Source organism: Gillisia marina, assembly GCF_000258765.1.
GTDB lineage: Bacteria > Bacteroidota > Bacteroidia > Flavobacteriales > Flavobacteriaceae > Gillisia > Gillisia marina.
The window spans coordinates 1-8,349 of sequence record NZ_AJLT01000030.1 but is presented as its reverse complement, the minus strand read 5'-3'; the positions used below and the strand labels follow the sequence as shown (position 1 = coordinate 8,349).

Sequence of the window (8,349 nt, the reverse complement as noted above, 5' to 3'; positions counted from 1 at the left end):
TTTTTTTGGACAATCAAAAAAATGAACACTGTTAATAATTAAACAGATTTTTATCGACCAAAGGGAGTGTTTTTAAATTCTTGGAAATACGTCGATAGCAATTTGTTTCAGAGTCTTTTCCCGAATAACTGGGATACTGAAACTCCCGAAGCGTCGGGACAGCATGACTAAAAAGTTGAATTTATTCCAAAAGTAATAACTGGCTAACTACCCGACAATCAGTTTTATTTCTACCTTTACCTTCATTTTCTTCAAAACCCAAAAATGAATCCAGAAAAGATTTTTTCTATTTCTTCTAATGAAGATTTCAATAAAGTTGCGCTGGAAATTTTCAATTTTCAATATGCCAACAATCGGGTATATCGAAAGTTTTCAGATTTATTAAAAATAGATTTGAAGCAGGTAGATAAGATTGAAAAAATTCCATTTTTACCTATAGATCTTTTTAAGTCTCATACTATATTATCTTCTGAAGAAACTATTCAGAAAACATTTACAAGTAGTGGGACTACTGGCAGCATGACCAGTAAACATCATCTTACAGATCTTGCTATTTATGAAGAGAGTTTTAACCTAGGCTTTAAAAAATTTTATGGAGACATTAAAAAGTATGTGGTTTTAGCTTTATTGCCCTCTTATCTGGAGCGGGATGGTTCTTCCTTAATTTACATGGCTCAGCATTTAATTAAAAAAAAGTGCCCACCCGGATAGTGGATTCTATCTTAATAATCTTTCAGAATTAAAGGAAAAACTGATCTCCTTAGATAACAACGGCCAAAAAGTTTTGCTTATTGGTGTTTCCTTTGCCCTATTAGATCTTGTTGAAGGCTTTCAGTTCCAATTGAAGAATACCATAGTTATGGAAACTGGAGGAATGAAAGGAAGGCGTAAAGAAATGATTCGGGAGGAACTGCATAGTATTCTTAAAAAAGGTTTTGGAGTTGCTAGCATCCATAGTGAATATGGAATGACCGAATTATTGTCTCAAGCATATTCCACAGGAAATGGAGTTTTTGACTGCCCTCCATGGATGAAGATCTTGATCCGGGATCCGGAAGACGCGCAATCTTATCTTGAAAACAATAGTACCGGCGGCATTAATGTGATAGATCTTGCAAATATTAATTCCTGCTCATTTATCGCAACTCAAGACCTTGGAAAAAAGAGCGATAATAATTCTTCAATAGAGATTATGGGAAGATTTGATAATAGCGATATTCGCGGTTGCAACCTCATGGTGCTTTAGCTTCCTAAAATAACTATCTCTCCCAAATAAAGAAACTCGCGACAAAGGTTGTGAGCTATAATTTTATTCAAAAATTGAAGACATCCCAATAATTATAGACACCGAAATTAATGACCTCAATGAGGTCAAAAATATCAGAAAAAACTTTCAAAAAAATGTAATGAAAAAGAAATTTTTCGAACTAATAATTGTAAACATAATTTTTGGTTAGGTTTTTGTTTACAATAAGCTATATGAGTTTTTTCATATTAGATTGGTTAGTTAGTTGCAAAGCCCTTGAACATCTTAATGTTTAAGGGCTTTTGCATTATACCACTCTTAAAATATAGGTGTTTCTCTTACCTTTATTTAAAATAACATATTTGTTATTTATGAGATCTGCTTCAGAAATAAGGTAATCCTCCCCTACTTTTTCTTTATTTACAGAGATTGAGTTTTCTTTTAATGCTCTTCTTGCCTCTCCATTCGAATTTAAAAACCCGGTTTTAGCAGCTAAAGCAGCAATCATGTCCAATCCTGCATCTACATCTGCTCGTTCGATTTCTGCTTGTGGTACTCCTTCAAAAATATCTAAAAAAGTGGCTTCGTTTAAACTTCTAAAATCATTTGCTGTACTTTTTCCGAAGAGAACATTTGAGGCTTTTACCGCATTATCAAAATCCTCCTTGCCATGTACTGTAATTGTAACCTCTTCGGATAAACGCTTTTGAAGAGATCTTAAATGAGGCTCTTTGGAGTGTTCTGCAATAAGATCCTCGATTGTTTTTTGATCTAAAAATGTAAAAATCTTAATATATTTTTCGGCATCCTCATCACTGGTATTTAACCAATATTGATAAAACTTATAAGGAGAAGTTCTTTTTGCATCCAACCAAACATTGCCACCTTCACTCTTACCAAATTTACTTCCATCACTCTTAGTGATCAAAGGACAGGTAAGCGCATAGCCTTTTCCGTTTCCAATTCTTCGAATAAGTTCGGTTCCTGTTGTAATATTTCCCCATTGGTCGCTTCCCCCCATTTGCAAGGTGCAAGAATGATTTCTGTATAAATGAACAAAATCATAACCCTGAACTAATTGATAGGTAAATTCTGTAAAAGACATCCCTTCGGTGTCCTCCCCGGAAATTCTGTTTTTCACAGAATCCTTAGACATCATATAATTCACGGTTATATGCTTCCCTACATCTCTTATGAAATCCAGAAAAGAAAATTCTTTCATCCAATCGTAGTTATTCACTAAAGTTGCCTCGTTTTTCTCACCTGAAGAAAAGTCCAGAAAATGAGAAAGTTGATTTTTTACACATTCCTGATTGTGTCTTAAGGTAGCTTCATCCAAAAGGTTTCTTTCGCTAGACTTACCGGAAGGATCCCCAATCATTCCTGTTGCACCACCTACCAATGCTACCGGTTTATGACCACAACGCTGAAAATGTGCCAACAACATAATTGGCACTAAATTTCCAATATGTAAAGAATCTGCGGTAGGATCGAAACCGATATATGCAGCACGCATTTCTTCTAATAAATGCTCTTCGGTTCCAGGCATCACATCGTGCATCATGCCTCTCCAGGTAATTTCCTCAACAAAATTCATAGGTTTCTTATTATCATTTTTCATTCTCAAATCTCTTTTTTTCTGTCTTATTCTGAATTCTTTAATCAATAATGAATTCCAATTTCTAATAGAAAATAGCGGTAAAGATACCAATAACTGTCATTTTTCCTAAGTTGAAATAGCTATATTTACCTTATGATTTTAGTTACAGGAGGCACGGGATTAGTGGGCTCACATTTACTTTTAGATTTAGCAAAATCTGGACAAAACGTTAGGGCAATCTATAGAACAGAGAGCAAACTTTTTGAGGTGAAAAAGGTTTTTTCCTATTATATCCCAGATAAAGAAGCCACTTTTTTATTCGATTCTATAGAATGGGTGCAAGCAGATATTTTAGATATCCCATCGCTAAATGAGGCGTTCCAAAACATTAAATATGTATATCATTGTGCTGCGATAGTATCATTTGATGCTACTAATGCAAAAAAAACTTAGGATTACAAATATTGAAGGAACAGCCAATATTGTAAACTCTTGTATAAAATTTAAAGTTGAAAAACTTTGCCATATTAGTTCCATAGCTACTATGGATCTTGCTTTGGGAGACGAAAAAATTTCTGAAAATTACACCTGGCATCCCGAGAAAACGCATAGTGACTATGCTATTTCTAAATATGGAGCCGAAATAGAGGTTTGGAGAGGAACTCAAGAAGGTCTTCCTGCCGTAATTGTAAATCCCGGAGTAATAATTGGCCCAGGCTTTTGGGATTCAGGCAGCGGACAATTATTTAAAAAAATAGATGAAGGCTTAAAATATCATTTCCCAAAGACCACTGGTTTTGTAGGAGTGCAAGATGTATCGAGAGCTTCTATTACTCTCATGGATTCAGCTATAGAAAACGAACAATTTATCTTAGTGTCCGAAAACTTGAGTTTTAAAACGATCTTAGAATGGGTTGCAGAAAGTCTTCAGAAAAAAGCACCAAAAACAGCATTAAAACCCTGGATGATATTTATTGGGTGGATGTATCAGAGCACTGCAAATTTACTATGGGGAGCAAAAAAACAGCTGTCAAAAAACGATTATAAATCTCTATTCATGCATTCTTATTACAGCAACGAGAAAATTATTGAGAAAACAGGTTTTTCTTTTACTCCGGTGAAAAATGTGATCCTAGAAACTGGAGCTTTATTTAAAACAGAAAAAAAGCTTTAATAATTAATATCTTCACTTTGCGGTTGCAAACCGAGGCTGTCAATTAAAATAGCTTCTGGAATTTTTAAACTATCTATATTTAAAGTGTCTTTTGTATCCAACAATCTTATGGAGTCTTCAATTCGCTGTTCTTCCTCACGAATGACCTCTAATTTAGCCTTCATACCTTCCAGATTTTGCTTCACTTTCTGATAAATTCCATCAAATTTATCATATTTTTTAGCATAATACGTTGTGCTTTCTGCCAATTGCAAACTATCGATTTTATATTTTGAATATAGATAGGTGTCCGGCTGAAGGCCTGTTTCTTCTAAAATTCGTTTATTATAATTCTTTGCAGAGTTTAATAAATTCAATTCTGTAAGCACCTCAACCATTTTATCTTCAGATATTAAATTATCCGGTTTTTTGACCTCCTCTATATTTTGGCAGGAGCTCAAGAAACAAGCAATTATAAATACCTTTAAAAATTTCATATTTCTACTATCTATCGAATGTTAACTGTTCTGCTACCTGAGTAAAAGGCATGAATTTGAAGTTATTATACACCAAATTACCATTTACAAAGGTATGGGTAACTCTAGATTTAAAAGTAACTCCCTCAAAAGGAGACCAGCCACATTTATATACTGTATTACTTGGTTGTACAGCCCAAGGAGCATTAAGGTCGATTAAAACAAGATCTGCTTTATAACCTTCTCTAATAAAGCCTCTTTTTTCAATTTGAAATAAGATTGCCGGGTTATGGCACATTTTTTCAACTATCTTTTCAAGACTTATCTTTTCCTGATGATGCATTTGCAACATTGCCGGAAGTGCATGCTGTACTAAAGGACCTCCACTTGGAGCTTTTGTATACACATTTTTCTTTTCTTCCTTTGTATGAGGTGCGTGATCTGTAGCGATTACATCTATTTGATCATCTAATAATGCTTTTAATAAAGCATCTTGATCTTTCTTCGTTTTAACGGCCGGATTCCATTTTATAAATGTTCCTTTCTTCTGATAATCTGAATCGTTAAACCAAAGGTGATGTACACAAACCTCGGCAGTGATCTTTTTGTCTTTTAAAGGCAATTTATTGCTGAACAATTTTACCTCTTTCGCAGTAGAAAGATGAAAAACGTGCAATCTAGCTCCGGTTTTCTTAGCTAGCGCTACCGCTTTAGATGAAGAAATATAACAAGCCTCTTCACTTCTAATTTTAGGATGTAATTCTATAGGAATATCTTCTCCATAACGCTCGATACATTCAGCTAAATTCTTTTGAATTGTCGCTTCGTCTTCACAATGAACGGCGATCATTAAAGGCGATTTTAAAAAGATTTGCTCCAATACTTTGGCGTCGTCTACCAACATATTTCCTGTAGAAGAGCCCAAAAATAATTTTAGAGCAGCAGTAGTTTTAGGGTCTACCTTTAAAATTTCCTCCAAATTATCGTTGGTACCACCAAACATAAAAGAATAGTTAGCATATGAAGAATTCTTGGCTAAATCGAATTTCTCCTGTAACTTTTCTATGGTTGTAGTCTGCGGATTGGTATTTGGCATTTCTATATAAGAAGTGATTCCTCCGGCAATTGCAGCGCGAGATCCCATTTCAATAGTTTCCTTATGTGTTAATCCCGGTTCTCTAAAATGCACCTGATCATCTATAATACCCGGAATAAGATAATTCCCTTCTGCATCGATCATCGTTAAATCCGGATATTTAGCACTAATGCTATCGGCTATTTCAACGATAATCCCATTTTCAATAAATACGTCTCCCTCTATAATTGTCCCTTCATTGACAATTCGTGCGTTTTTAATTAAAACCTTCTTCATTATTTTGATGCCTTATTAAAAAGACTTTTTAATTTCATATTAATTACTCCAAAAACAGCTTCAGAAATAATTCCTCCACTCATTTTAGAACTCCCCTTTGTTCTGTCGGTAAAAATTACCGGAATTTCTTTAATGTCGAAATTTTGTAGATATGCTTTAAATTTCATCTCTATTTGAAACGCATACCCTACAAATTGAATTTTATCCAGATCTATACTTTCTAAAACAGTTCTTTTGTAACAAACAAAACCCGCAGTGGTATCATGAATGTTCATCCCCGTGATAAACCGAACATATTTTGAAGCCAGCCACGAAAGTAACACCCTACTCATTGGCCAGTTAATTACATTCACACCTGTTACATATCTGGAACCAATAGAAAGATCTGCACCATTCTTCTCACAGGTATTATATAGCCGAATGAGATCGTTCGGGTTGTGTGAAAAATCGGCATCCATTTCAAAAACATATTCATACTTATGAGCCAATGCCCATTTAAAACCATGTATATATGCTGTTCCTAATCCTTGTTTTCCCTGTCTTTCCTCTAAAAACAACAAGCCAAAATATTCGGCTTGAAGTTCTTTAACCTTATCAGCAGTTCGGTCTGGAGAGTTATCATCTACCACCAAAATATGAAATTTACGCTGCAAGGAAAATATATTCCTAATCAAGCGTTCTATATTTTCAATTTCGTTAAAGGTGGGTATAATGATTATCCCATTAGACATGCCAGAAATTTTGGGCAAATGTAACCATTTTTGTCCTTTTCAGGTTTAATTTTACTTTCAACTTTAGCAGTATTAATTATACATTTGTAAAAATTTGTAATTGGAAGCAATAGAACGATATATTACCTCAAACGACTTACTTACAATTATTATTCTACTGGTGCTATTATTATTAACGCTTGCTAAAGTGTTATTTAACAATAGATTCGAAGATTTCACATCGCTTGCAGCAACAGAAAAATTTTTGGTGATAAAATCCAAAGAGTATAAACTCTTATTTGGTTTTAATATTTTAATGCTAACAGTACATGTTTTAAGTGTTTCTCTATTCGTTTTTTTAACATTTAGGATCTTTGAAGTACAGTTTTTAGATAATTCAGGGAATTTATTACTGCGAATAATCACCGCTTACAGTTTTATTACTTTATTAAAGATTACCGTAGAAAAAATTATTGCTAACGTATTTGACATAGATGAAATAATAGATACTTATATTTTCCAGAGACAGACTTATCTTAATTTTATCTCCCTGATTATCTTTGGATTATCTCTATTTCTTGTATATAGCGATATACCTAGAATGCCGCTTTTTTATCTGATTTTTTCGCTTTTAATTATCGCTCTTTCCTACACCCTGTATGCGATTGTTAAAAAAAAACCTCAGACTAATCTCTCGCTTTTCTTTCTATTTTATTTTGTACATTTGCGCTCTCGAAATTGCTCCCTATGTTATTTTGTATAAGCTAATTATGAAGCACTAGGAATTCTAAAATTTATAAGTATATGAAAGTGAAAACAATTTTAATATCTCAACCAGAGCCTAAAATAGAGAATTCACCCTATTTTGAGTTGGAGGAAAAGCAACGAGTAAAAATTGATTTCATACCATTTATTCACGTTGAAGGGGTAAACTCCAAAGATATTAGGCAACAAAAAATAGATCTTACTAAGTATACTGCGATCATTTTAACAAGTAGAAATGCGGTGGATCACTTTTTTAGAATAGCAGATGAAATGCGCTTTAAAGTGCCGGACACGCTTAAATATTTTTGTTTAAGTGAGGCTGTTGCATATTATTTACAGAAGTATGTAGTATACAGAAAGCGAAAAATATATGTTGGAAAGCGCACATTCTCTGAGCTGTCTCCGTATATTAAAAAATATAAGACCGAAAAATTTCTTTTACCGGCCTCAGACATGTTGAAGCCAGATGTGCCTAAAATACTTAACAAATTAGGTGTAGACTGGAAAGAAGCAGTCTTTTATAAAACTGTAGTGAGTGATCTTTCACATTTAAGACATGTTACTTATGATATCCTTGTGTTCTTTAGCCCAAGTGGAATAAAGTCGTTGTTTGAAAACTTCCCTGATTTCGAGCAAAAAGACACAAAAATTGCAGTTTTTGGAAATACGACAATTAAGGCAGCAAAAGAACACGGTTTGGTATGCAATATAAAAGCTCCAACTCCGGAAACTCCATCTATGACGATGCGCTTCAGAAATATATAAAAGAAGCTAACAAGAAATAAACAGCTTTTTTCACAATTAATAAAGCCAGATAAATTAAAATTTATCTGGCTTTTACTTTTCAAATATCAGTCATTTTAAAAAGAGGCTACCTCAGAACTAACAAAATCAACAACTAAAAAACCCGATAAATCCTTAAAATTTATCGGGTTTCAAATATATTATTTAATGCTTACTACACTAAAGGCCCTCCAGAAAGGATTTCTTTATTAGCATTATCTTCAAATTTCATGAAATTCTTTTT

The 8,349-nt window shown here is 33.6% G+C and carries 7 protein-coding genes and 3 pseudogenes; 6 read left to right on the top strand and 4 right to left on the bottom strand.

The features are described 5' to 3' along the window. The first annotated feature begins 264 nt into the window (after window positions 1-264). A pseudogene (locus tag ON07_RS15065) lies at window positions 265-1,246 on the top strand (LuxE/PaaK family acyltransferase). Window positions 1,247-1,553: 307 nt separating this feature from the next. Here ON07_RS15065 and tyrS read toward each other — a convergent pair. Further along, on the bottom strand, window positions 1,554-2,867 hold the full coding sequence (gene tyrS, locus ON07_RS09015) for a tyrosine--tRNA ligase (RefSeq protein ID WP_237708894.1): 1,314 nt from the start codon (window positions 2,865-2,867) through the stop codon (window positions 1,554-1,556). A 132-nt stretch (window positions 2,868-2,999) separates the two neighbouring features. On the opposite strand from tyrS, the gene ON07_RS17780 reads away from it, so the two are divergent. Beyond that, complete coding sequence (locus ON07_RS17780) at window positions 3,000-3,299, top strand: NAD-dependent epimerase/dehydratase family protein (protein WP_316928124.1); 300 nt, start codon at window positions 3,000-3,002, stop codon at window positions 3,297-3,299. Next, window positions 3,283-4,020 (top strand): SDR family oxidoreductase, encoded by a 738-nt coding sequence (locus ON07_RS15060; protein ID WP_316928123.1) that lies wholly within the window; start codon window positions 3,283-3,285, stop codon window positions 4,018-4,020. The genes ON07_RS17780 and ON07_RS15060 overlap by 17 nt, the downstream gene beginning before the upstream one ends. Here ON07_RS15060 and ON07_RS09005 read toward each other — a convergent pair. The 3 genes from ON07_RS09005 to ON07_RS08995 are packed head-to-tail and all read right to left on the bottom strand — an operon-like array spanning window position 4,017 to window position 6,578. Then, the gene (locus ON07_RS09005) at window positions 4,017-4,496 is read right to left on the bottom strand and encodes a DUF4296 domain-containing protein (protein WP_010230313.1); all 480 of its coding nucleotides are present in this window, start codon (window positions 4,494-4,496) and stop codon (window positions 4,017-4,019) included. The genes ON07_RS15060 and ON07_RS09005 overlap by 4 nt on opposite strands. 7 nt (window positions 4,497-4,503) lie before the next feature. Next, window positions 4,504-5,847: a dihydroorotase gene (locus ON07_RS09000; protein ID WP_010230311.1), complete on the bottom strand. Its 1,344-nt coding sequence runs from the start codon at window positions 5,845-5,847 to the stop codon at window positions 4,504-4,506. Beyond that, window positions 5,847-6,578, bottom strand: a complete 732-nt coding sequence (locus ON07_RS08995) for a polyprenol monophosphomannose synthase (RefSeq protein WP_010230308.1) — start codon at window positions 6,576-6,578, stop codon at window positions 5,847-5,849. The genes ON07_RS09000 and ON07_RS08995 overlap by 1 nt, the downstream gene beginning before the upstream one ends. Before the next feature lie 160 nt (window positions 6,579-6,738). Here ON07_RS08995 and ON07_RS15055 point away from each other — a divergent pair. From ON07_RS15055 to ON07_RS08985, 3 genes and pseudogenes are all read left to right on the top strand, one after another. After that, window positions 6,739-7,209 (top strand): annotated as a pseudogene (locus ON07_RS15055) (DUF4271 domain-containing protein); the annotation flags it as partial. 7 nt (window positions 7,210-7,216) lie between these two features. Further along, window positions 7,217-7,339, top strand: coding sequence for a DUF4271 domain-containing protein (locus ON07_RS17935; protein WP_394330131.1), 123 nt, complete (start codon window positions 7,217-7,219; stop codon window positions 7,337-7,339). Between the two features lie 22 nt (window positions 7,340-7,361). Continuing rightward, window positions 7,362-8,107 (top strand): annotated as a pseudogene (locus ON07_RS08985) (uroporphyrinogen-III synthase). Window positions 8,108-8,349 lie beyond the last annotated feature (242 nt).